Source organism: Limnobacter sp. UBA3528, assembly GCF_002377005.1.
Lineage (GTDB): Bacteria > Pseudomonadota > Gammaproteobacteria > Burkholderiales > Burkholderiaceae_B > Limnobacter.
Genome location: NZ_DFOZ01000031.1, coordinates 104247 through 127901, shown reverse-complemented (window position 1 = coordinate 127901; position 23655 = coordinate 104247). Strand labels below are relative to the sequence as shown.

Annotated in this window: 24 protein-coding genes and 1 tRNA gene; 1 reads left to right on the top strand and 24 read right to left on the bottom strand. The window is 52.0% G+C overall.

Translation table 11 applies throughout. From position 1 onward, the window contains the following. Nucleotides 1–30: 30 nt before the first annotated feature. Together B4N58_RS09215 and B4N58_RS09210 are read right to left on the bottom strand one after the other, a co-directional pair. Nucleotides 31–675, bottom strand: a complete 645-nt coding sequence (locus B4N58_RS09215) for a 3-oxoacid CoA-transferase subunit B (protein ID WP_008253220.1) — start codon at nucleotides 673–675, stop codon at nucleotides 31–33. Between the two features lie 12 nt (nucleotides 676–687). Further along, a complete protein-coding gene (locus B4N58_RS09210) occupies nucleotides 688–1392 on the bottom strand; it encodes a CoA transferase subunit A (protein ID WP_291748702.1) in 705 nt (234 codons plus the stop codon). A gap of 210 nt (nucleotides 1393–1602) precedes the next feature. On the opposite strand from B4N58_RS09210, the gene B4N58_RS09205 reads away from it, so the two are divergent. Continuing rightward, nucleotides 1603–3255, top strand: a complete 1653-nt coding sequence (locus B4N58_RS09205; RefSeq protein WP_291748446.1) for an electron transfer flavoprotein-ubiquinone oxidoreductase — start codon at nucleotides 1603–1605, stop codon at nucleotides 3253–3255. 75 nt (nucleotides 3256–3330) lie between these two features. On the opposite strand, the gene B4N58_RS09200 is transcribed toward B4N58_RS09205, so the two are convergent. The 22 genes from B4N58_RS09200 to rpsO form a co-directional block, all read right to left on the bottom strand. After that, nucleotides 3331–3759 carry a hypothetical protein gene (locus B4N58_RS09200; RefSeq protein WP_291748443.1) on the bottom strand — a complete coding sequence of 143 codons (429 nt, stop codon included), beginning with the start codon at nucleotides 3757–3759 and terminating at the stop codon, nucleotides 3331–3333. Nucleotides 3760–3846: 87 nt separating this feature from the next. Then, nucleotides 3847–4149 carry a DUF2818 family protein gene (locus tag B4N58_RS09195; RefSeq protein ID WP_040513257.1) on the bottom strand — a complete coding sequence of 101 codons (303 nt, stop codon included), beginning with the start codon at nucleotides 4147–4149 and terminating at the stop codon, nucleotides 3847–3849. 53 nt (nucleotides 4150–4202) lie between these two features. Continuing rightward, a complete protein-coding gene (gene nuoN, locus B4N58_RS09190; protein ID WP_008251221.1) occupies nucleotides 4203–5699 on the bottom strand; it encodes an NADH-quinone oxidoreductase subunit NuoN in 1497 nt (498 codons plus the stop codon). 7 nt (nucleotides 5700–5706) lie between these two features. Further along, complete coding sequence (locus tag B4N58_RS09185; protein ID WP_008251220.1) at nucleotides 5707–7188, bottom strand: NADH-quinone oxidoreductase subunit M; 1482 nt, start codon at nucleotides 7186–7188, stop codon at nucleotides 5707–5709. A gap of 39 nt (nucleotides 7189–7227) precedes the next feature. Then, on the bottom strand, nucleotides 7228–9213 hold the full coding sequence (gene nuoL, locus B4N58_RS09180; protein WP_291748439.1) for an NADH-quinone oxidoreductase subunit L: 1986 nt from the start codon (nucleotides 9211–9213) through the stop codon (nucleotides 7228–7230). 6 nt (nucleotides 9214–9219) lie between these two features. Then, a complete protein-coding gene (gene nuoK / locus B4N58_RS09175; protein WP_008251215.1) occupies nucleotides 9220–9525 on the bottom strand; it encodes an NADH-quinone oxidoreductase subunit NuoK in 306 nt (101 codons plus the stop codon). A 16-nt stretch (nucleotides 9526–9541) separates the two neighbouring features. Beyond that, nucleotides 9542–10174, bottom strand: a complete 633-nt coding sequence (locus tag B4N58_RS09170) for an NADH-quinone oxidoreductase subunit J (RefSeq protein ID WP_008251213.1) — start codon at nucleotides 10172–10174, stop codon at nucleotides 9542–9544. 30 nt (nucleotides 10175–10204) lie between these two features. Further along, nucleotides 10205–10696, bottom strand: coding sequence for an NADH-quinone oxidoreductase subunit NuoI (nuoI, locus tag B4N58_RS09165; RefSeq protein ID WP_008251211.1), 492 nt, complete (start codon nucleotides 10694–10696; stop codon nucleotides 10205–10207). Nucleotides 10697–10709: 13 nt separating this feature from the next. Next, nucleotides 10710–11759 carry an NADH-quinone oxidoreductase subunit NuoH gene (gene nuoH / locus B4N58_RS09160; protein ID WP_369746080.1) on the bottom strand — a complete coding sequence of 350 codons (1050 nt, stop codon included), beginning with the start codon at nucleotides 11757–11759 and terminating at the stop codon, nucleotides 10710–10712. A 14-nt stretch (nucleotides 11760–11773) separates the two neighbouring features. Further along, on the bottom strand, nucleotides 11774–14050 hold the full coding sequence (gene nuoG / locus B4N58_RS09155) for an NADH-quinone oxidoreductase subunit NuoG (protein WP_291748435.1): 2277 nt from the start codon (nucleotides 14048–14050) through the stop codon (nucleotides 11774–11776). A gap of 20 nt (nucleotides 14051–14070) precedes the next feature. Then, nucleotides 14071–15366 (bottom strand): NADH-quinone oxidoreductase subunit NuoF, encoded by a 1296-nt coding sequence (gene nuoF, locus B4N58_RS09150; protein WP_040513254.1) that lies wholly within the window; start codon nucleotides 15364–15366, stop codon nucleotides 14071–14073. Beyond that, nucleotides 15363–15842, bottom strand: a complete 480-nt coding sequence (gene nuoE / locus B4N58_RS09145; protein WP_008251195.1) for an NADH-quinone oxidoreductase subunit NuoE — start codon at nucleotides 15840–15842, stop codon at nucleotides 15363–15365. Before nuoE ends, nuoF begins: the two co-directional genes overlap by 4 nt. A 15-nt stretch (nucleotides 15843–15857) precedes the next feature. Further along, on the bottom strand, nucleotides 15858–17111 hold the full coding sequence (locus B4N58_RS09140; protein WP_008251193.1) for an NADH-quinone oxidoreductase subunit D: 1254 nt from the start codon (nucleotides 17109–17111) through the stop codon (nucleotides 15858–15860). A 2-nt stretch (nucleotides 17112–17113) separates the two neighbouring features. Then, nucleotides 17114–17725: an NADH-quinone oxidoreductase subunit C gene (locus B4N58_RS09135; protein ID WP_008251190.1), complete on the bottom strand. Its 612-nt coding sequence runs from the start codon at nucleotides 17723–17725 to the stop codon at nucleotides 17114–17116. Nucleotides 17726–17737: 12 nt separating this feature from the next. After that, the gene (locus B4N58_RS09130) at nucleotides 17738–18214 is read right to left on the bottom strand and encodes a NuoB/complex I 20 kDa subunit family protein (RefSeq protein WP_008251188.1); all 477 of its coding nucleotides are present in this window, start codon (nucleotides 18212–18214) and stop codon (nucleotides 17738–17740) included. A gap of 75 nt (nucleotides 18215–18289) precedes the next feature. Next, entirely contained in the window at nucleotides 18290–18649 is a 360-nt protein-coding gene (locus tag B4N58_RS09125; RefSeq protein WP_008251186.1) for an NADH-quinone oxidoreductase subunit A, read from the bottom strand. An 87-nt stretch (nucleotides 18650–18736) separates the two neighbouring features. Then, nucleotides 18737–18822 (bottom strand) — tRNA-Leu (locus B4N58_RS09120). A 34-nt stretch (nucleotides 18823–18856) separates the two neighbouring features. Next, nucleotides 18857–19219, bottom strand: coding sequence for a preprotein translocase subunit SecG (secG, locus tag B4N58_RS09115; RefSeq protein WP_040513251.1), 363 nt, complete (start codon nucleotides 19217–19219; stop codon nucleotides 18857–18859). A gap of 8 nt (nucleotides 19220–19227) precedes the next feature. After that, nucleotides 19228–20013, bottom strand: coding sequence for a triose-phosphate isomerase (gene tpiA / locus B4N58_RS09110; RefSeq protein ID WP_008251177.1), 786 nt, complete (start codon nucleotides 20011–20013; stop codon nucleotides 19228–19230). A gap of 20 nt (nucleotides 20014–20033) precedes the next feature. After that, nucleotides 20034–21053: an NAD(P)H-quinone oxidoreductase gene (locus B4N58_RS09105; RefSeq protein ID WP_291748424.1), complete on the bottom strand. Its 1020-nt coding sequence runs from the start codon at nucleotides 21051–21053 to the stop codon at nucleotides 20034–20036. Then, nucleotides 21053–23197, bottom strand: a complete 2145-nt coding sequence (gene pnp / locus B4N58_RS09100) for a polyribonucleotide nucleotidyltransferase (protein WP_008251168.1) — start codon at nucleotides 23195–23197, stop codon at nucleotides 21053–21055. The genes B4N58_RS09105 and pnp overlap by 1 nt, the downstream gene beginning before the upstream one ends. A 132-nt stretch (nucleotides 23198–23329) precedes the next feature. Then, a complete protein-coding gene (gene rpsO / locus B4N58_RS09095; protein WP_008251166.1) occupies nucleotides 23330–23593 on the bottom strand; it encodes a 30S ribosomal protein S15 in 264 nt (87 codons plus the stop codon). Nucleotides 23594–23655 lie beyond the last annotated feature (62 nt).

The following is a 23655-nucleotide window of genomic DNA, read 5'->3' as shown; positions in this document are numbered from 1 at the left end:
ACTGAGCCCGCTTGGTCCATGCCAATGAACTTAAGCAAACTTCAGTTCACAGCCTGTTTTTTCTTGGAGTTCTTCTCTAGAAACACCCGGTGCTATTTCCAGTACCTCCAAACCTTCGGCAGTCACATCCATGACCGCAAGGTCAGTGATGATGCGGTTGACCACGCCCTTGCCTGTTAAAGGCAGAGTGCATTCGGGCAGAATTTTCAAGTCTGTGGTCCCGTCTTTCTTGCGGGCCACATGCTCCATCAGCACCACAACACGCGACACACCTGCGACCAGATCCATGGCGCCGCCCATGCCCTTTACCAGCTTGCCCGGAATCATCCAGTTGGCCAAATCGCCGCGCTGACTGACCTGCATGGCACCCAAAATTGCCAAATTGATGTGCCCGCCTCGAATCATTGCGAACGATTCCGAGCTCGAAAAGAATGCAGATCCATCCAGTGTGGTCACGGTTTGCTTGCCCGCATTGATCAAATCGGCATCCACTTGCGCCTCGGTCGGAAATGGTCCAATGCCCAACAAGCCGTTCTCGCTTTGCAGCATCACATCCATGCCCTCAGGAATGTGGTTACTGACCAAAGTGGGCAAACCGATACCCAGGTTCACATAAAAACCGTCTTGCAACTCACGCGCCGCGCGTGCTGCCATTTCATCGTGATTCCATGCCATTTGTTCTTCTCCTTATTGTGCCGGGGTCGCCAGGGTACGTTTTTCAATCCGCTTTTCAGGATTGGCATTCAACACAACCCGCTGCACGTAGATACCAGGGGTATGAATAAAGTTTGGATCGAGCGCGCCCACTTCCACAATTTCCTCAACCTCAACTACGGTGAATTTCGAGGCGGCCGCACACTCTGGGTTGAAATTGCGCGCGGTGAGGCGGTATATCAAATTGCCTGACGTGTCTGCTTTCCAGGCTTTCACCAGGGAAATGTCCGCTTTCAGGCTATGCTCCAGCACATAGTTTTCACCATCGATCACACGGGTTTCTTTGCCTTCGGCGATTACAGTTCCAAAACCGGTTTTCGTGAAGAAGGCAGGTATGCCCGCACCACCAGCGCGCAATTTCTCTGCCAAAGTTCCTTGCGGCGTGAATTCAAGCTCCAACTCACCACTCAGGTACTGGCGCTCAAATTCCTTGTTCTCGCCAACATACGATGAAATCATCTTGCGAACCTGTCTGGTTTCCAGCAAGCGACCCAAGCCGAAGCCGTCCACGCCTGCATTATTAGAAATCACTGTCAGGTCTTTCGCGCCGGATGCACGAACCGCTTCAATCAGCGCCTCTGGAATGCCGCACAAGCCAAAACCACCCACAGCAAGCGTCATTCCGTCCTTGATCTTGTCTGCCAAAGCCTCTGCGGCACTGGCCGATACCTTGTTCATCCCCATTCTTTTTTCCTCATGCTTTTAATTTGTGCCGATAGTTTAACGTTTAAGCGTCTGCAAACTTCTTGCTGCAGCGCACAAAATCAAGTTTCTCAGACTAGAGATCAAAGTCAACTATTTTTTCCCGATATGCAATAAGCTTTCGGCTTAAAATCAAAGCTGCACCTAGCTGTAGCACCCGCGACAAATTTTAAGGAGACGCACCCAATGTCGGCTGTTGAAAGAGACATGATGGAATACGACGTATTGGTAGTTGGTGGAGGCCCTGCCGGCCTGTCAACAGCCATTCGCCTGAAACAAGTGGCCGCTGAAAAAGGCCAGGAAATCAATGTGTGCGTTTTGGAGAAAGGCTCTGAAGTTGGCGCCCATATTTTGTCAGGCGCGGTCATGGACCCACGCGCAATCACCGAACTTTTTCCTGACTGGAAAGAGCGCGGCGCCCCACTGAACACGGAAGTGACGGAAGACCAGTTTTTGTTCCTGACCGAAACCTCCGCCAAGAAAGTACCCAACGCCCTGTTGCCCGAATGTTTTCAGAACCACGGCAATTATGTAATCAGCCTGGCCAATGTTGTGCGCTGGCTTGGAGAACAGGCCGAGGCCTTGGGCGTTGAAGTTTTCCCCGGCTTCGCTGGTGCGGAAATTCTGTACGACGAGAAAGGTGCTGTGAAAGGCGTTCAAACCGGCGACATGGGCATCGGTAAAGATGGTGAACACACCCATGCTTACCAGCCTGGCATGGAACTGCATGCCAAGTACACCGTATTTGCGGAAGGTGTGCGTGGCCACTTGGGCAAACGTGTCATTGAGAAATTCAATCTGAACGAAGGCCGTGACCCACAGGTTTACGGCATTGGCTTGAAAGAACTGTGGGAAATCGACCCAGCCAAGCACAAACCTGGTTTGGTGATTCATTCCGGTGGCTGGCCTCTCGATTCAAACACATACGGCGGTTCATTCCTGTATCACCTGGAAAACAACCAGGTTGCGGTGGGTTTTGTGGTGGGCCTCGCCTACGAGAATCCCTATCTCTCGCCGTTTGAAGAATTCCAGCGTTACAAAACACACCCTGAAATTCGCAAATACTTTGAAGGTGGCAAGCGGATTTCTTACGGCGCGCGCGCCATCGCTGCAGGCGGCTTGATGAGCCTGCCCAAACTGGTATTCCCTGGCGGTGCACTGGTGGGTTGCGATGCGGGCTTTTTGAATGCTTCGCGAATCAAGGGTTCCCATGCCGCAATCAAGAGCGGCGTGCTGTGTGCCGAAGCCATTGCTGACGCTTTGGCTCAAGACCGCGCTGGCGACGAACTGGAAGCCTATCCAAAAGCCTTCCACGACTCCTGGCTGTTTGATGAGCTCTACCGTGCACGCAACTTCAAACAGTGGATGAGCAAAGGTCTGTACACCGGCACCATGATGGTGGGTATTGAGCAAAAGCTGTTCAAAGGCAAGGTGCCTTGGACATTGCACCACAAGCACGCAGACCATGAATGCCTGCGCCCCGCTTCTGAATTTCAGCCGATCAACTACCCAAAACCGGATGGGAAAATCACGTTTGATCGTTTGAGCTCCGTGTTCATCTCCAACACCAACCACGAGGAAAACCAGCCTGCACACCTGACATTGAAGAATGCAGACGTACCCGTGGCCACAAACCTGACCACGTATGCGGGTCCGGAACAGCGCTATTGCCCGGCTGGTGTGTATGAGTACGTGAAGAAAGAAGATGGAAAGGACCAATTGCAGATCAATGCGCAGAACTGCGTACACTGCAAAACCTGTGACATCAAAGACCCGACACAGAACATTGTGTGGGTGACACCGGAAGGTGGTGGTGGCCCCAACTACCCCAATATGTAATTGTGCAAACCAAACAAAAACGCCGACTTGAAGTCGGCGTTTTTGTTGATGACACACAGGCCTCAAAAACAAAGATCATGAGGGCAAATCGGTTGTGGTTTCGCCCAACAAAGTCGAGTTCTCATTCGCATCAATCTCGAAAGTATATTCCCCTTTGAGCAAATCAGTCACATAAGCAAATCTGCCAATGACTGTGACACCTTCTAGCGTCAGCTCGTAGTAACACCCTGCTGTTTGCCCACAACCTTGCTCAAAGAGCCTTCGACTGGTCTCTTCATTGATCCAGTCCACCGAATACTTCTGGTCGTCAATATAAACCGTGACTGGTTTCCATTCCGTTTCGCAGAAATTCTCGACCACCTGAGCTCCAGCTGACTTGTAAACCAGTTCGCAATCGGTTTTCGCGAGAAACTGCAGTTTACGGGTTGTGGCTTCAGGCGAATTTGTACATGCCGCGAGTAAAAATGCAGCAGGAATGATGACTCCAATCAGCAAACGTTTCATAACTGGCTTTCCTTGAAAGGACGTTTACTTTGAACGCAACAGTATCGCTGCGGGAGTACAGACAAAACAGAGGGAGAAAACCTGAAATCAGCCTTTTGGAGAACGCCACAGGAAGCGGTACACAAACCCGGGAAAAGCAAATACCAAGAACAGACACGCAGTTAGTGCGTAAAACTCCCAGCGTTGGGGAGTTACCTGACTCAAGCTACCCTCGATAGCGAAGCCAATCAAGCCCACAATGAAGTAACCGGCGATGACTTCAAGCACTCGAGTCCAACCGCCCTTTTTAGCCACAGGCAGAACGCCCATGATGCGGTTGCTTACAAAAGGCAGGTTCGCAAACAGCAAGGCCAAGCCAAACAACAACCAATGCCCAATCGTCTGCGTCAAAACCTACCCCTTGTAAATATTCAATAAACTAAAGTTGTTAACTAATTTGTTAGTTACCCAGCCAGTGTCTGCTGAATTGCGGTCATGCAATACGCCATCAAAGGCGCTGGCAACAAGCCCAGTGCGATCACAGCCAAACCATTCAGACCCAACACAGCGCGAGCATCATTGCCCATCACGATTTCGGTTTCATCCGCAGGCGCTTCGAAATACATGGTTTTCACGATGCGGATGTAATAGAACGCACCCACCAGGCTGAACATTACGGCATACACAGTCAACCAAACCTGGCCCGTGGCCAGCAGAGCCTTCAACACCGACAGTTTCGCTGCAAAACCCACCATGGGTGGAATTCCCGCCAGCGAGAACATGAGCAACAGCATGATCAAGGCCAACCAAGGTGCGCGCTTGTTCAAGCCCTTCAGGTCGCTAATGTTTTCAACTTCAAAGCCTTTGCGCGACATCACCATGATCACACCAAAGGTGCCCAGTGTGGTCAGCACATAGGTGATGCTGTAGAACATGGCCGAAGAGTAAGCCTGCGCGGCATTGCCGGTGTCTTGTCCTGCGCCTTGACCACTGACTCCGGAGAGGAAACCCAGCAACATGAAGCCCATTTGTGCAATGGTCGAATATGCCAGCATGCGTTTCAAACTGGTTTGTGCAATGGCAGTCAGGTTACCAATGGCCAGCGATGCAATCGCCAACACCATCAGCATGTTTTGCCAATCAAAAGCCATCACAAAAAGACCATCCACCAGCAGTCGCATCATCATTGCAAACGCAGCCAGCTTGGGTGCTCCACTGATCAGCAGTGTGGAAATGGAGGGCGACCCCTGGTACACATCAGGAACCCACATGTGGAATGGCACCACACCGAGCTTGAAGGCCAAACCGGCCACCAAAAATACAATACCGAATACGAAAATGATCGACTTCTGGCCCGATACTGCGGCAGTGGCAGCGAATGCGATATCCGAATGGTTCAAGGAGCCAGTAGCACCGTAAATCATCGACATGCCGTACAACAGGAAACCTGAAGCCAAGGCGCCCAGAACAAAATACTTCATAGACGCTTCAGTTGCACGCACATTGTCACGCTGCATGGCCACAGCGGCATACAGGCTAAGCGACAGCAATTCAACGCCCAGGTATACCAACAACAGGTTGTTGGCGGAAATCATGATCATCTGACCAAGCAAAGCAAACAACACCAATGCGTGCAGCTCGCCCTTGAACATGTCACGGTCTTTGGCGTAGTTCGCACCCACAATCAAGGTGAATGCGATTGCCAGGGCGGAAAAGCCTTTCAATACCAATGCCATGCTGTCGGCAATGTACATATTGGTGAAAGCCAGTTCAGTGCCAGCGGTGGGTACCTGCGCAAGGCAATACACACCAAGGCCGATACAGAACAACACCACAATATTGTGCAGCATTGGCAATATGCGGCCCTTGGTCACGCTGTCTGCAATCAGAAACGCACAGGCGAATAGCGCCAGGGCAATTTCAGGAATAGCGAGTGAGAGATTCATCTGATCCACGAACATTCCTCAATTAAAGCTTGGACTGAGCCACATGTTGCAACAGGGCATCTACGGACACCTGCAACACATCAGTAAAGGGTTTGGGGTACAGGCCCATGGCCATGACCAGAATTGCCAATGCACCCAGCATCATGAATTCCCGGGTGTTTACGTCAGTCAATTCCTTCACGTTGTCGTTGGCCACTTCACCAAACACCACGCGCTTGTACATCCACAGGGAATAAGCAGCACCGAAGATCAAGGTAGTCGCGGCCAGCAAGCCGATCCAGAAGTTGTACTTCACGGCCCCCAGAATCACCATGAACTCACCCACAAAACCGCTGGTGGCAGGCAAGCCGGCGTTGGCCATGGCGAACAGCAGGAAAAATGCCGCGAACTTCGGCATTGTATTGACCACACCACCGTAGGCGGCAATTTCACGGCTGTGAACACGGTCGTAAAGCACGCCGATACAAATGAACATCGCACCCGATACGAAGCCATGAGAAATCATCTGGATGATGGCGCCCTGCACTGCCAGGTCCTGAAACATGAAGAAGCCTAAGGTGACAAAACCCATGTGAGCGATTGATGAATACGCCACCAGCTTTTTCATGTCTTTCTGAACCAAAGCCACAACACCGATATACACCACCGCAATCAGCGACAGGGTAATCATGAAGCCGGCCAGTTCGTGGCTCGCATCCGGCGCAATCGGCATGCTGAAACGCAGGAAACCATAGGCGCCCAGCTTCAACATGATTGCTGCCAACACCACGGAGCCACCAGTGGGTGCTTCCACGTGCGCATCTGGCAACCAGGTGTGTACCGGCCACATTGGTACTTTCACAGCAAAGGCCATGAGGAAAGCCAGGAAAATCAGGATTTGCTCGGTCATGTCCAGAGGCAGTTTGTGCCACGCCGCGATTTCGAAAGTACCTGATTGAAACTGTAGGTAAATAATCGCGACCAACGTGAGCAACGAACCCAACAGCGTGTACAAGAAGAACTTGAAAGCTGCATAAATGCGGTTTGGGCCACCCCACACACCCACGATGATGTACATCGGGATCAGCGTTGCTTCGAAGAACACGTAAAACAGCAAACCATCTGTCGCCGTGAATACGCCCACCATCAAACCTGACAAAATCAAGAATGCGGCCATGTATTGCGCCACTTTCTCGGTGATGACTTCCCAAGCCGCGACCACCACGAAAACAGTGATCAAGGCAGTCAAAATAACAAACCAGACAGACAAGCCATCAACACCCAAGCCGTAAGACGCGCCGAAGGCCTCGATCCAGGGCAGTTTCTCAACAAACTGCAGTTGGGCTGTGCTGGTGTCAAAACCAAAATACAAAGGCAGGGTCACGACAAAACTGATCAGTGCAGCAATCAGGGACGCACCCCGAACTGCACCTGCGTTCTTGTCATTGCCCAGGGCCATGATCAAGACACCAAAGGCGATTGGCAGCCAGATCGCCAAACTCAGATAAGGAATATTGTTAGACATTGATATTTTCCAATCGTAAGAACCGAGGTTCCGCCCTGTTTATTTGAGTGTGATGAAAGTAATGATCATGGCCAAAACGCCGAGGATCATCGCGAACGCATAGTGGTAAATAAAACCGCTTTGCGCAAATCGAACCACACCCGAGATCAAACCCACCAGTTTGGCGCTGCCATTGACCAACAAACCATCGATCAACATGCGGTCGCCAAACTTCCAAAGTGCTTCACCCAAGCCGCGTGCGCCGCCTGCAAAAACCACTTCATTGAATTTGTCCATGTAGTACTTGTTGTCCAGCAATGTGTGCACTGGCTTCAATGCTTTCATGAAGGCCGCCGGAATGGCAGGCACCCACAGGTAGCACACCGCGGCAGCAACCACACCAGCCAAGGCGAGCCAGAAAGGTGCGGTTTGCAAAGAATGCACACCCATGGCTGCAGCGCCGTGGAAAATGCTGCTAAGACCTGCCATGGCACCGTGTTCAGGATTAATGGTGATCACACCTTCAAAGAAAGTACCGTGCAACATGGGCTCCACTGCAATGTAACCAATGATGACCGATGGAATCGCCAACAGGATCAAAGGCAGCGTTACCACCCAACGGGACTCATGAGGCTGTACCGGTCCGTGGTGCGCGTGGTGATCGTCGTCACCATGGTCGTCATGGTGTTGAATATCATGGAAACGCTCTTTGCCATGGAACACCAGGAAATACATTCGGAAGCTGTAGAAGGCGGTGATGAACACACCAGCCACCACTGCGAAATACGCGAAATCGGCTGCGGGCAGATTGCTGAAATGTACTGCTTCGATGATGCTGTCTTTCGAATAGAAGCCCGAGAAAAACGGCGTACCGATCAAGGCCAGTGATCCCAGCAGTGAGGTAATCCAGGTAATTGGCATGTACTTCCACAGGCCGCCCATGTGGCGGATGTCCTGATTGTGATGCATACCAATGATCACGGAACCCGCGCCAAGGAACAACAAGGCTTTGAAAAACGCGTGGGTCATCAAGTGGAAAATCGCCACAGGATAGGCCGACACACCCAGCGCAACAGTCATATAGCCCAACTGCGACAAGGTTGAATAGGCAACCACGCGTTTGATGTCGTTTTGAATGATGCCCAGAAAACCCATGAACAAGGCGGTGATGGAACCGATCACCAACACGAAATTCAAGGCGATGTTGCTGAGTTCGAACAGCGGCGACATGCGACTGACCATGAAAATGCCAGCAGTCACCATGGTCGCCGCGTGAATCAGGGCGGAAATCGGTGTTGGACCTTCCATGGAATCAGGCAGCCACACGTGCAAAGGGAATTGGGCTGACTTGCCCATTGCACCGATAAACAAGCAGATACAAGCCACAGCCAACAAAGGCCAATCCGTGCCAGGCATGGTCTGCCCCACCAGGCTGTCCGCCTGCGCGAATACTTCGGCGTAATTCATGGAGCCAGTCGCCGCCATGACCAAACCAATGCCCAAAATGAAACCGAAGTCACCAACACGGTTGACCAAAAATGCTTTCAGGTTTGCATAAATCGCGCTTTGCTTTTTGTACCAGAAACCGATCAGCAAGTAAGACACCAGGCCTACCGCTTCCCAGCCGAAAAACAGCTGCAGGAAGTTGTTGCTCATCACGAGCATCAACATGGAAAAGGTAAACAGGGAAATGTAGGAGAAGAAACGCTGATAACCATCGTCTTCTTCCATGTATCCGATGGTGTAAATGTGCACCATCAATGAAACACTGGTCACCACCAGCATCATTGTGGCGGTCAGCGTGTCAATCAGAAAACCCACCTCGAAGACCAAGGTGCCCACAGCGGCCCATTCATACAGGGTGCCATTGAAAGTGTTGCCTTCCATGACATCCATAAACACCATGATGGAGGCAATCAGGGAAATCGCAACACCAGCAATGGTCACTGTGTGCGCACCCGTGCGACCAATCTGCTTGCCGAAGAAACCGGCAAGAATGGCACCGACCAGCGGAGCGAACGGAACGATCAAATACAAGGGATTCATTCGCGCTTACCCCTTCAGCTGGTCGAGGTCTTCGACATTGATTGAATTCATGTTACGGAAAAGGACCACCAAAATTGCCAGGCCAATTGCAGACTCGGCGGCAGCCACTGTGAGAATGAAGAAAACGAATAACTGCCCGGACAAATCGCCCAGGAAGTGAGAAAACGCGACGAAGTTCATGTTCACAGCCAGAAGCATCAGTTCAATGGCCATCAAAATCACGATCAGGTTCTTGCGGTTCAAAAATATGCCGATCACGCTGATCGAAAACAAAATCGCGCCCAGCACGAGGTAATGAGATAAAGAAATCATTGTTGTCTATTCCCGTTCAGGCTTTGGGACCACTGGGGGTCTCGCTTTTTGTTTGTTTGCGGTCAAGATCTGCAGGCATGCTGACCAGCTTCACGCGGTCGGTGGACTTCACACGAACCTGGTCTGAAGGCACCTGACCTTTCGTGTCCTTGCGCTTGCGCAGGGTCAGTGCGATCGCAGCAACCATCGCCACCAGCAAAATCAAGGCAGCCACTTCAAATGGGTACAGGTATTCGGTGTAAAGCAGCTTGCCAAGGGCTTCTGTGTTGTTGGCAGCCTGTTCGGGCGTTTCCAGGTTGGGGTCCCAGAAACCACGCAACAAGACCACTGACATTTGGAAGGCGATCAAGGAGCCAACGATTGCAGCCACTGGCAGATTTTTCCAGAAACCAGCACGTACTTTGTCCATGTTCACATCCACCATCATCACGACGAACAGGAACAGCACCATCACCGCACCCACATAAACCAGCACCAGAGAAATGGCCAAGAATTCCGCTTCAAGCAACATCCACAGGGCAGATGCAGAAAAGAACGAAAGCACAAGGTACAACGCTGCGTGTACAGCATTGCTGGCTGTGATTACGCGCACCGCGGCGAACACCAAAATGGCGGCGAACACATAAAAGAAACCGGTTATTGCATCCATTGCATTTAATCTTTTAAGTTTTGTATCGGTTTAACGGTAGGCTGCGTCGGCTTCGCGATTGGCTGCAATTTCAGCCTCATAGCGATCGCCCACAGCCAGCAGCATTTCTTTGGTGAAATACAAATCACCACGCTTCTCACCGTGATATTCGTGAATGTGGGTTTCTACAATTGAATCAACTGGACACGATTCTTCGCAGAAGCCGCAGAAAATACACTTGGTCAAATCAATGTCGTAACGGCTGGTACGGCGTGTGCCGTCCTCGCGCTGTTCGGATTCAATCGTAATTGCCATGGCCGGACACACGGCTTCACACAATTTGCAAGCAATACAGCGCTCCTCGCCATTTTCATAGCGACGCAAAGCGTGCAATCCACGAAAACGCGGCGACATCGGCGTTTTCTCCATGGGATACAGCACGGTGATCGGCTGGGTGAACATATAACCCATTGTCAATGCCATGCCCTTGAGCATTTCGCGCAACAACAAACTGTTCAAAAACTCTTTAACAACTTGAAACATGGTTCGCTCTCAATTAATTCCAGATGTTCCAGGGAGTCTGCATCCAAGCAGCAACGACCACCAGCCACACCAAGGTCAGCGGAATGAACACCTTCCAGCCCAGACGCATGATTTGGTCATAGCGGTAACGCGGGAATGATGCGCGGAACCAGATGAACATGGACACCAGCAGGAAAGTTTTAATGCCCAGCCAGATCCAGCCTGGTATGAAGCTGAGGAAAGCAACCGGTGCATCCCAACCGCCGAAGAACATAATCGCGGCCAAACAGGACAGCAAAATCATGTTGGCGTATTCAGCCAGGAAGAAAATGGCGAATGTCATGCCGGAATATTCCACCATGTGACCAGCCACAATTTCCGATTCGCCTTCCACCACATCGAATGGGTGACGGTTGGTTTCCGCAACCGCTGAAATCATGTAGATCACCAGCAATGGCAACAGAGGCAACCAGTTCCATGACAGGAAATTCAAGCCCATGTCAGCGAACTGACCAGTGGTTTGAGTCATCACGATGTCTGTCATGTTCAGGCTACCCGCCACCAACAGCACAGTGACCAACACAAAACCAATTGCCAGTTCATAGGAAACCATTTGCGCAGAGGCGCGCATGGCCGCAAGGAAGGCGTACTTGGAGTTGGATGCCCAGCCGGCAATGATCACGCCATACACTTCAAGCGACGTAATCGCCATGAGGTAAAGCAAGCCCGCATTCACATTGGCCAGAACAGTTTCCGGACCGAAGGGAATCACAGCCCATGCAGCCAAAGCCGGCATGATGGTCATAATCGGCGCAATGATGAACAAGCCTTTGTTGGCGTTCATCGGCACGATGATTTCTTTGAACATCATCTTGACCGCATCAGCGATTGGCTGAAGCAAACCCATGGGGCCAACATAGCTTGGGCCCATGCGAATGTGCATGCGACCAATCATTTTGCGTTCCCAATAGGTTAGGTAGGCAACGCAACCCAACAGGGGCAAGGTGACACACAAAATTTTGATCAGTGTCCAGACTGGCGTCCAAGCTGGGCCCAGCAAATCAGAACCAAACGTGGTGATCATTTCAACTGGTGAACTCATGCCTGCACCTCGCTGGCCACCACCGCCTCAACCGTTACACCACCGAAGACAGCACGCAGGCTCTGCGAATCAGCACGACCCATCGGTACCAACACGGTATTTTCAGCAATTGTTTTATTCACTAGAACTGCAGCCCGCAACGTGCCGCCCTCAGAGTCTGTCAATTGAACTTTGTCACCGGACTTCACACCCAACGACTCAGCTGTTTGCACACTGATTTGTACCAGTGCCGGTTTAGCAGCCTTGGTTTTGCGCAATGAATCTGCACGGCGAACCAATGCATCGGTGTCATAAATAGGCGCAAAGGCAGCCAGTTCAAGTTGACCACTCAAGGCCACACCAGCAACCGTTTGTTCAGGAATGGTGTTGCTCAACAAAGCAGCCAGATTGGCTGGCATGAATGTCTTCAGCACTTCTTCGGAACTATTGAACTCAAAACCATCCAGGCCCAACAGGTTGCCCAATACACGCAACACCTTCCAGCCCGGACGGGTTTCACCCAAAGGACGAACTGCCGCTTTGAAGGTTTGTGCCATACCCGCAATGTTGATGAAAGTGCCTGATGTTTCAGTGCTTGGCGCGATGGGCAACAATACATCCGCATACTGCTTGGCGTTGCCAACAAAAGCACTGGCTTGCACCACAAACTCGGCATCGATCAAACCGCGAACGATTTTTTGCCCTTGTACACTGTCCAGATCTGGTTCAGCGCCGAAAACAATGGCTGCTTTGGCCTTGCCTTCCAACATGGCATGGGCGTTCTTGCCACCGTGGGCACCGGCTTGAATACCGGCCACGAAAGATCCCAGCCAGTTGGCACCATCACCCAGGAAGCCCAGGGTGGCGCCTGTGGACTTGGCCAACTCGACGGCCTTGGCCAACACCTGGCCTGCAAACGGGCTCATCAAAACCTGCTGGCCGATTAATACGAATTTGCCGCCCTCTGGAGCACTCAACGCATTGGCTACAGCATCATGGCCCAAAGTGTCAGCCCATTTCGATGGTGCAACCTTCAGCCACACGGCTTTGGGCATCAAGGGATCCAATCCACCCGCATTCACAAGCACCACGCGGGCACCCTGCTTTGCGGCCTGGCGAATACGCTGGGTCAGCAAAGGCTGATCGTTGCGGGGGTCTGCGCCCACAACAACGATGGACTCAGCGTCAGCCAATTCCTGAACGGAAGCACCCAACCAAGGCGTTGCACCACTCAGGTTCAAGTTTGCGCTGTGGCGCAAACCTGCATCAATACTTGTTGAACCAATGCCTGTCATCAAGGCTTTGGCCAGCGCCATTTCCTCGAAGGTGCTGTTCGGTGAAACCAGCATTGCAATACTGTTCAGGTCCGTCGATTCACGGCGGGCCTTTTTCAATCCTTCAAAGGCCGCGTTCAGTGCGGTTTGCCAATCCGTTGTGACCCACTGACCATTCTTTTTGATCATTGGTTCAGTCAAACGATCAGCAGCCTGCAAACCTTCATAGCTGAAACGGTCGCGATCAGAAATCCAGCACTCGTTGACGCTGTCGTTTTCTTGCGGAACGATGCGCATCACCTTGTCGGCTTTCACTTGCACAACCACATTCGAACCCAGGCTGTCGTGTGCAGCAACTGACTTGCGCCGCGCCATTTCCCAAGTTCGGGCGTTGTAACGGAAAGGCTTGGATGTTAGTGCACCCACTGGGCACAGATCGATCATGTTGCCCGACAGTTCGGAATCAACGGAATTGCCCACAAAACTCAGAATTTCCGAATGCTCACCGCGATTAGCCATGCCCAGTTCCATCACGCCGGCCACTTCCTGACCAAAACGCACGCAACGTGTGCAGTGAATGCAACGGCTCATCTCTTGAGCGGAAACCAGCGGGCCGATGTCCTTGAAGAACACCACGCGCTTTTCTTCCTGGTAGCGGGATGACACACCGCCATAACCCACGGCAATGTCTTGCAACTGGCATTCGCCACCTTGGTCGCAAATCGGGCAATCCAATGGGTGGTTGATCAGCAAAAACTCCATCACGCTTTTTTGGGCGTTCACCGCTTTTTCGCTTTTTGTGCGAACAATCATGCCGGGCGACACAGGCGTGGCACACGCAGGCAAAGGCTTGGGAGCCTTTTCCACATCGACCAGACACATGCGGCAATTGGCCGCAATCGACAATTTTTTGTGATAGCAAAAGTGAGGCACATAGCTGCCAGCTTTTTCAGCGGCATCCATCAGCATACTGCCTTCGGCCACTTCAACTTTTACGCCATCAATCTCTAGTTCAACCATTTGTATCTACCCGCAGGGAATCAAACGTAAGCCGGCACGATGCACGACTTGTGTGTGATGTGATGCTCAAATTCTTCATGGAAATGTTTCAGGAAAGCGCGAACCGGCATGGCCGCAGCATCACCCAGCGCGCAGATGGTGCGACCCTGAATGTTGTCTGCAATCGAGTTCAACATGTCCAGATCTTCAGGACGCCCTTCCCCGTGTTCAATGCGATTGATGATTCGATACAACCAGCCGGTGCCTTCACGGCACGGTGTACATTGACCACAGCTTTCCTCGTAATAGAAGTAAGACAGGCGCAACAGGCTTTTTACCATGCAGCGGGTTTCATCCATTACAATCACCGCGCCCGAGCCCAGCATGGAACCTGCTTTCGCAATCGAGTCGTAGTCCATGTCAGTGGCCATCATCACATCGCCAGGCAAAACAGGCATGGATGAACCACCAGGGATCACAGCCTTGATCTTGCGGCCACCCTTCATACCACCCGCCATTTCAAGCAAGGTTGCGAAGGGTGTTCCCAATGGAATTTCGTAGTTCCCTGGTTTCTCAACATCGCCGGAAATCGAGAAAATCTTCGTGCCGCCGTTGTTGGGCTTGCCCAATTCCAGGAACCAGTCGCCACCGTTTTGAATGATGAACGGCACCGCTGCAAATGTTTCAGTGTTGTTGATTGTGGTGGGCTTGCCGTAAATGCCGTAGGAAGCCGGAAACGGTGGCTTGAAACGAGGCTGGCCCTTCTTGCCTTCGATCGACTCAATCAGCGCGGTTTCTTCACCGCAAATGTAAGCGCCATAACCTTGGTGCGCATGCAGTTGGAAGCTGAACTTCGAACCCATGATGTTATCGCCCAGGTAACCTGCAGCGCGAGCCTGTTCCAATGCTTCTTCAAAGCGTTCATAGGTTTCCCAGATCTCGCCGTGAATGTAGTTGTAACCCACAGAAATGCCCATGGCGTAGGCAGCAATCGCCATGCCTTCAATCACGGAATGCGGGTTGTAACGCAGAATGTCACGGTCTTTGAATGTACCGGGTTCACCTTCATCGGAATTACAGGCCAAATACTTTTGACCCGGAAACTGGCGAGGCATGAAGCTCCACTTCAAGCCAGTTGGAAAACCTGCACCACCGCGACCGCGCAGCGCCGATTTCTTCACTTCCGCAATCACATCTTCTTGAGAAATACCCTCAGTCAGGATTTTGCGCAGGGCTTTGTAACCACCACGTGCTTCGTAACCTTTCAGGTCCCAGTTGCTGCCATCGAGACCAGCCAGAATCACCGGGTTAATATGTCGTCCGTGCAAACAAGTCATGACTTCAACTCCTCTACCAGCGCATCGATTTTCTCGTTGCTCATGAAACTGCACATGCGGTGATTGTTCACCAACATGACTGGGGAATCACCACAGGCGCCCATACACTCACCTTCTTTCAGAGTGAACAGGCCGTCCTTGGTGGTTTCGTTGTAATCGATACCCAGTTTTTTCTTCAAATATTCAGCGGCATCTGTACCACCGGACAAGGCGCAAGGCAGGTTTGTGCAAACAACAATTTTCGACTTGCCCACTTTCTTGGTGTCGTACATGTTGTAAAACGTGGCCACTTCATAGGCTGCGATCGGTTGGATTTCCAGATATTCGGCCACAGCTTCGATGGCTTCACTGGGAAGCCAACCCAATTCAACTTGCGCAATACGAAGAGCCGCCATCACGGCAGAGATTTTCTGGTCGGCGGGGTACTTCGTTAATTCTTTGTCTATCAAACGATAGGCGTTTTCGCTCAACTTCATGATTCAATTCAATCCTTAGCGATCAATTTCACCGAACACAATGTCTTGGGTACCAATAATGGTCACTACGTCGGCCAGCATGTGGCCACGGGACATCTCGTCCAAACCTTGCAGGTGCGCGAAACCAGGCGCACGAATCTTCAGGCGATAGGGTTTGTTTGCACCGTCTGCAACCAGGTAAATGCCGAATTCACCCTTGGGGTGCTCTACCGCCGCATACGATTCACCTTCGGGCACATGCATGCCTTCCGTGAACAATTTGAAGTGGTGGATCAGTTCTTCCATATTGGTTTTCATGTCCACGCGCTTCGGTGGCGTTACCTTGTGGTTGTCACTCATCACCGGACCCGGGTTGACACGCAACCAGTCAATACACTGCTTGATGATTTTGTTCGACTGGCGCATTTCTTCCACGCGCACCAAATAGCGGTCGTAGCAGTCACCGTTCTTACCCACCGGAATGTCGAAATCCAGACGGTCGTACACTTCATAAGGCTGCTTCTTGCGCAAATCCCAGGCAATGCCAGAGCCACGCAACATTGGGCCAGTGAAACCCATGGACAAGGCGCGCTCCGGTGTAACCACACCAACACCCACCAAGCGCTGTTTCCAGATGCGGTTGTCAGTCAGCAGCGTTTCGTATTCATCCACGTACTTGGGGAAGCGCTGTGTGAAGTCATCCAGAAAATCAAGCAGGGAACCTTGCCGGTTCTTGTTCAACGCGTCTACCTTTTTGGCAGAACGAACCTTGGAAGGCTTGTACTGGGGCATGCGGTCTGGCAGGTCACGGTACACACCACCAGGGCGGAAATACGCAGCGTGCAGACGGGCACCTGAAACCGCCTCATAGCAGTCCATCAGGTCTTCACGTTCACGGAAGGCGTACAGAAATACCGCCATCGCACCCACATCAAGGCCGTGCGCACCGAGCCACAGCAGGTGGTTCAGAATTCGGGTGATTTCATCAAACATCACGCGAATGTATTGAGCACGAACCGGCACTTCGATGTTCAACAGCTTTTCGATGGCCATGCAGTAGGCATGCTCGTTGCACATCATGGACACGTAATCGAGACGATCCATGTAAGGCAGCGATTGAATAAAGGTTTTGTGCTCTGCCAGCTTTTCAGTACCACGGTGCAGCAAACCAATGTGCGGATCGGCCCGTTGTACTACCTCACCATCCAGTTCAAGCACCAGGCGCAATACGCCGTGTGCCGCGGGGTGCTGGGGACCAAAGTTCAGGGTGTAATTTTTAATTTCAGCCATGATTATTTCGCTCCACCGTATTGAGGTTCGCGAATGATGCGAGGTGTAATTTCACGCGGCTCGATGGTGACCGGCTGGTACACCACACGACCCAATTCAGGGTCGTAACGCATTTCAACGTGACCCGACAAGGGGAAGTCTTTGCGGAACGGATGACCCACAAAACCGTAGTCGGTCAAAATACGACGCAAATCAGGGTGCCCTTCAAACACGATGCCGTACAGATCGAACGCTTCACGCTCGTACCAGTTGGCTGAAGACCAAACGTCGATGACTGAAGCCACTGTGGGCAAATCGTCATCGGGACAACAGACCTTCAGGCGCACGCGCATGTTTTTGGACACCGACAACAATTGGCATACCACCCAGAAACGTTGGGATTCGTTCAATTCATTGCCGTACTCGCTGCGGTCAAGGCCACACAGGTCGATCAACTGCTCAAATTGCAGATCTTCATGATCACGAAGAATCAGACAGGATTCCATGTAGGAATCAGCTTTCACGGTCAGATTGACTTCACCGAAGGCCAGTTTGCATTCGACAATGCGATCGCCAAGCGCTGCGACCAGATCGGCGCTTAACTTTTCCAAGCTCAATGATTGGTTCTGCGTCATGAATAGAACCCCTTATCGAGCGATGGTAGAAGTGGTTTTGATCTTGTTCTGCAATTGGAGCAGACCGTACATCAGCGCTTCTGCGGTAGGTGGGCAACCGGGCACGTACACATCAACCGGCACGATGCGATCACAACCACGAACCACCGAATAAGAATAGTGATAGTAGCCGCCGCCGTTGGCGCAGGAACCCATGGACAAAACCCAGCGTGGCTCGGCCATTTGGTCGTAGACCTTGCGCAATGCCGGAGCCATTTTGTTGCACAGCGTACCTGCCACAATCATGAGGTCGGATTGACGCGGGCTTGGTCGGAAAATAATACCGAAACGGTCCAGATCATAACGACTGGCACCTGCGTGCATCATTTCAACCGCGCAACACGCCAGGCCGAATGTCATTGGCCACAACGAACCGGTGCGGCCCCAATTGATCAATTTATCAGCCGTGGTGGTGATAAAGCCTTCGTTTAAAACGCCGTCAATACCCATTGCTTACTACCTTCACGAAAGTGGGGCAAACCATTTCAGGTCGATTGCCCATAAATAGCCCGCTTGTCAGCCAATTTATTCCCAGTCCAGTGCACCACGGGTCCATTCGTAAATGAAACCAACAACCAACACACCCAGGAAAATCATCATGGCCCAGAAACCCACCGGACCAATTTCACGATAGGCCACAGCCCATGGGAAAAGAAAGGCGATTTCCAGGTCAAACAAAATAAAGAGGATTGCAACGAGGTAGTAGCGCACGTCAAATTGCATGCGGGCGTCTTCGAACGCCTCGAAACCACACTCGTATGGAGAAAGTTTTTGCCCGTCGGGGCGGTGGGGGGCTAACACACGTCCGACCAGCATGGCGCCACCGCCTACACCGATCCCCACAAGGATGAACATCAACACTGGAAAGTAAGACTCTAAATTCACTGTGACTCCCGTGTAAACCCTAATAGCCTTCGATTAGTCCGAAAAAAAGCCGGTCGTTTTGCATATGACCGGCTTTAATTTATATCTTGGTGCCGACGACGAGACTCGAACTCGTACAGCCTGTGGCCACTACCCCCTCAAGATAGCGTGTCTACCAATTCCACCACGTCGGCGTGTTGCTACCCGGCAATCAAGCCGGGCAACAAATTATTTTGGAATGTCTTGCACCGGCGTTTTTGGCTCGGCTGGCTTGGTCTCAACAGGGGTTGCCGTTCCCTCTGCAGGATTAGCCTGAATAGACTCCATCACACCGCCAGATTCTGCTTCAACGCCAGCCCTTGAATAAAAGGCCAAACCCAGTGTGCAAAGCAGAAAGATTGTAGCACAAAAGCCAGTGGCCCGGCTCAAGAAATTCGCCGATCCGGTTGCACCAAACAGGCTACCGGATGAGCCGCTACCGAAGGCTGCGCCCATGTCTGCGCCTTTGCCGTGCTGCAGCAAAACAAGAACGATTACAGCGATTGCAGAGATGATCTGCATCACGACTAAGAATGTATTGAAAATGCTCATAAATTTATTTAACCTCTCGCGGCGCGTATTATTCCAGAGAAATCATCAGAAGACAAAGCGGCACCGCCAATTAGGCCACCATCAATATCAACTTTTGCAAAAATCTCGCTTGCATTGCCCGGTTTTACACTTCCACCGTACAAAATTCGTGTGTTCTGAGCCACTTCCGGCCCCAACATGGCATTCAATCGGGCACGTATCATGGCGTGCACTTCTTGGGCCTGCTCCGGACTGGCCGTGACGCCAGTGCCGATCGCCCAGACAGGTTCGTAGGCAATCACGAGGTTCCAGATGCCGTTTTCGACAAACTTTGAACAACGCTCAATAACCGGATCGAGCTGAGAGGCAATCACCGCCTCAACCTTCCCCGCCTCTCGTTCTGCAAGCGTTTCACCCACACAAACGATTGGGGTAATACCGCCCTGAATGGCTGCTACAGCCTTTTCAGCCACTGTAACACTGCTTTCCGCATGGTACTGACGACGCTCGGAATGCCCCACCAGCACCTGCTTCACACCAAACTCTTTCAACATATCTACCGAAACTTCACCGGTGTAGGCGCCACTGGCTTTTGCCGATACGTCTTGCGCACCGAAAACAACGCTTTGATCTTCCAATAGTTTGCCAACCTGAGACAGGTAGGGAAAAGGACAAAATACGGACACATCAACCTGATCATCAACTTCGGTCAGAAAACCCAGAATAAGGGCCTCATTCGAATCGAAGTTACCGTTCATTTTCCAGTTGCCTGCTACCAACTTTTTTCTTGGATTTTGTTTGTTTGTCTCGCTCATGTTTGTCCTGATTCCCTTCCTTAATTCTCAATACAGAGCACAATTTTTCCCAATGAGTTGCCCGACTCCATCAAAAGGTGCGCCTTGGCAACATCATCAAGTGCGAAAGTGGCCTGAACCAGCGATTTCAGCACCCCAGAAGAAAAACCCTCTTTTAATTCATGCCCAACCTGCCGCGCCAATTCTGCCTTGAATTCAGCAGAGCGCGGGCGCAGTGTGGTGCCAGTGAGCACTACCTGCTTGGTCATTAGTTTTGCAGCATCAATATTTGCAAAGCGCCCACCCAGCAAGGCGATTACGATCACCATGCCTTGCGGTCTCACACAACTTAAATCCTTGTTCAGGTATTCGCCTGCCACCATGTCGAGAATCAAATCGACACCCTGCTGCTGCGTATCCTGCAATACCAGCTGCTCCCAGTCCTGGGTTTTGTACAGGTAGGCTTTTTCAGCACCCAAACCCAGACAAAAGTCAGCTTTTTCCTGATTGCCCACGGTGACAAAAGTGCGCAATCCGTGTTTTGTGCACAACTGGATCGCAGCGGTGCCAATGCCGCTGCTTCCACCGTGAATCAATACTGTTTGACCCGATTTGGCGCCACCCTTCATGAACAGGTTTTGCCAAACGGTCATGTACACCTCAGGAAGACTGGCCGCCTCGGTGAAACTCAAACCTTCTGGTATTTGCATGCATTGCCCTGCTGGCGCGCACGCATATTCCGCGTACCCGCCACCATTGCACAAAGCCATGACAGGAGTACCCAACATGCTTTCAGAGACACCCTGCCCCACGGCCACGACCACTCCTGACACTTCCAACCCAAGATTGGGATTGGCATCAGGAGGGGGCGGGTACAAACCCAGGCGCTGAAGAACATCGGGGCGATTAACCCCTGCTGCCCTCACCTGAACAAGTACCTCACCGGGCTTGGGTAAGGGAACCGGCAGCTCAATCAGTTCAAGCTGATCTGCACCACCGGGAGCCTTCACACCCACTGCCTTCATCGTGACAGGCAGCTGTTGTGCAAGCACTGTACTCATCAGCCTTCGCTGGAACCTTCAGACGCCTGCTCGGCAGGCGCTTCGGGGGCCAACAAGGCCTTCATGGACAAGCGCAGACGACCTTTTTCATCGGCCTCCAACACTTTCACTTTCACAACCTGGCCTTCTTTCAGGAAATCGCCCACGGTGTTCACGCGTTCGTTGGCAATTTGGGAGATGTGCAACAGACCATCTTTACCAGGCAATACGCTAACGATTGCGCCGAAATCAAGCAACTTCAGCACGGTGCCTTCATAAACCGCACCCACTTCAACTTCAGCGGTGATGTCTTCGATCAGCTTCTTGGCTCGCTCGCCTGCATCACCGTCAACAGAGGCGATGGTAATGGAGCCATCTTCCTTGATGTCGATGCTTGCACCGGTTTGCTCGGTAATGCCGCGAATGGTTGCACCACCCTTGCCAATTACATCGCGGATTTTTTCCGGGTTGATTTTCATGGTGATCATGCGTGGCGCGTAGGCTGACAATTCGCCCACATTACCGCCTGTGGCTTCTTTCATGATACCCAGAATGTGCATGCGGCCTTCACGGGCCTGTGCCAGTGCAACCTGCATGATTTCTTTGGTGATGCCCTGAATCTTGATGTCCATCTGCAGCGCAGTCACACCATTTTCAGTACCTGCGACCTTGAAGTCCATGTCACCCAGGTGGTCTTCGTCACCCAGAATATCGGTCAGCACCGCAAACTTGTTCTCTTCCTTGATCAGACCCATGGCAATACCGGCCACCAGCTGTTTCAGAGGAACACCGGCATCCATCAGTGACAATGCGCCACCGCACACGGAGGCCATGGAGCTTGAACCATTGGATTCGGTAATTTCAGACACCACGCGCATGGTGTACTGGAAGTCTTCAGGCGCGGGCAACATCATTTCCACTGCGCGGCGTGCCAAGCGGCCATGGCCGATTTCGCGACGCTTTGGTGCTCCCATGCGGCCACATTCGCCGGTGGCGTACGGGGGCATGTTGTAGTGGAACATGAAACGGTCGCGGTATTCACCAGCGACTGCATCAATCATTTGCTCGTCACGGCCGGTACCCAGGGTGGTAACTACCAAAGCCTGTGTTTCACCGCGGGTGAAAAGGGCTGAACCGTGTGCGCGTGGCAAAACACCAGTGCGAACGGTAATTGGACGAACGGTGCGTGTGTCGCGACCATCAATACGAGGTTCGCCATTCAGGATCTGGCCACGAACAATCTTCGCTTCCAGACCAAACATGATGTCGCCAACGTCGGCATTGGTAATGCCCGCACGCTGCTCTTCAGTCAACTTGGCTGGCAGTTCTGCTGCGACTTCAGCTGAAATTTCCTTCAAACGCTGGCTACGTGCCTGCTTTTCAGTCATTTTGTAAGCTGCGGCAAGCTTTTCACCGGCCAATTCAGTCACTGCAGCCAACAGGGGCTCGTTCACCGGGGCTGGCTTCCAGTCCCATTCTGGCTTGCCAGCTTTGGCTGTCAGCGCGTGGATCGCATTGATTGCCGCTTGCATTTGTTCGTGACCGAACATGATGCCGCCCAACATGATTTCTTCAGACAGCTCATGGGCTTCGGATTCAACCATCAGCACAGCGGCTTCGGTTCCTGCAACAATCAGGTCCATTTTGCTGTCTTTGAGCTGCGTGGCTGTGGGGTTCAACACGTACTGGTCATTGATGTAACCCACGCGTGCACCGCCCACGGGGCCGTTGAATGGAATGCCGGCGATTGACAGCGCAGCAGATGCACCCAGCATGGCTGGAATGTCTGGATTGACTTCTGGGTTGATCGACATGACGGTCAATGTCACCTGCACTTCATTGAAGAAGCCTTCAGGAAACAGGGGCCGCAGTGGGCGGTCAATCAAACGTGCATTCAGGGTTTCTTGCTCAGTGCCCTTGCCTTCGCGCTTGAAGAAGCCGCCGGGGATACGGCCGGCAGCATAGAATTTTTCAACGTAATCAACTGTCAACGGGAAAAAATCTTGCCCAGGCTTCGCCGACTTGGCGGCCACTACAGTGGCCAATACAACGGTGTCGTCTACAGTAACGATTACAGAGCCACCCGCTTGACGGGCAATTTCACCGGTTTCCAGGGTCACTGTGTGTTGACCGTACTGGAACGTTTCTTTATGAATTTCAAACACTTTGTCTTTTCCTTTTAGTAATCTCGCCGGGCCAATACCCGGATGCGAGAGCCCGTCAGTTTTAAAACACAAATGCCCACAACCGGGGTTGCAGGCATTTGAGTCAAATCAACGGCTTGTAGCAGCGACCAATTACTTGCGTAGACCCAAGCTGCTGATCAGGTTGCGGTAAGCATCTGCGTTTTTGCGCTTGAGGTAATCAAGCAGCTTACGACGACGAGACACCATGCGCAGCAAACCGCGGCGTGAGTGATGGTCTTTGGCGTTGGCCTTGAAGTGATCGGTCAACGAGTTGATTCGGGCTGTCAACAATGCCACTTGAACCTCGGGAGAACCTGTGTCGCCCTTGGCGCGTTGATATTCGGCAAGAATTGCCGCTTTATTGATTTCTGACATCTTTATTACTCCACTTGCGTGAACTTGCAGCCCGATTTTTGAACAAATGGTGACCGCAGTTC